The organism is Candidatus Pelagibacter communis, from assembly GCF_001179945.1.
Lineage (GTDB): Bacteria > Pseudomonadota > Alphaproteobacteria > Pelagibacterales > Pelagibacteraceae > Pelagilacustribacter > Pelagilacustribacter ubique_A.
The window spans coordinates 1-626 of sequence record NZ_CVSG01000010.1 but is presented as its reverse complement, the minus strand read 5'-3'; the positions used below and the strand labels follow the sequence as shown (position 1 = coordinate 626).

At 31.6% G+C, this 626-nt stretch carries 1 pseudogene; it reads left to right on the top strand.

Annotation, left to right across the window (positions count from 1 at the left end):
- Positions 1–626: pseudogene (gatB, locus tag AMN78_RS00410) on the top strand (Asp-tRNA(Asn)/Glu-tRNA(Gln) amidotransferase subunit GatB); the annotation flags it as partial.

The following is a 626-nucleotide window of genomic DNA, read 5'->3' as shown; positions in this document are numbered from 1 at the left end:
AGGTAAAAGTATCCATGATATGGATCCTTCAAGCACCTATGTTGATTTAAATCGTTCTGGAATAGCTTTAATGGAAATCGTTAGCAAACCCCATCTTCGTTCGCCCGATGAAGTAAATGCTTACATAAAAAAATTAAGAACCATTATGAGATACTTGGGCACATGTGATGGCAATATGCAAGAAGGTTCATTAAGAGCAGATGTAAATGTATCAGTAAGAAAAGTAGGTGATAAAAATTTCGGCACAAGATGTGAAATTAAAAATGTGAATTCAATTAAATTTATGCAAATGGCGATTGAATATGAGGCTAATCGACAGGTTGAATTACTAGAAGATGGAAAAGAGATAGATCAAGAAACAAGATTATTTGATACAAAAAAAAATGAAACAAGATCAATGAGATCAAAAGAAGATGCTCATGATTATAGATACTTTCCTGATCCAGATCTTTTACCATTAAAACTTGAACAAAAATTAATTGATGATTTAAAAAAATCTTTGCCTGAGTTGCCAGATAATAAGAAGGAGAGATTTATTCAAGAATATGGGCTTAACTCATACGAAGCAAACGTATTGGTTTCCGAAAAAGAAATCTCTGATTATTATGAGGAAGTTGCAAAATTAT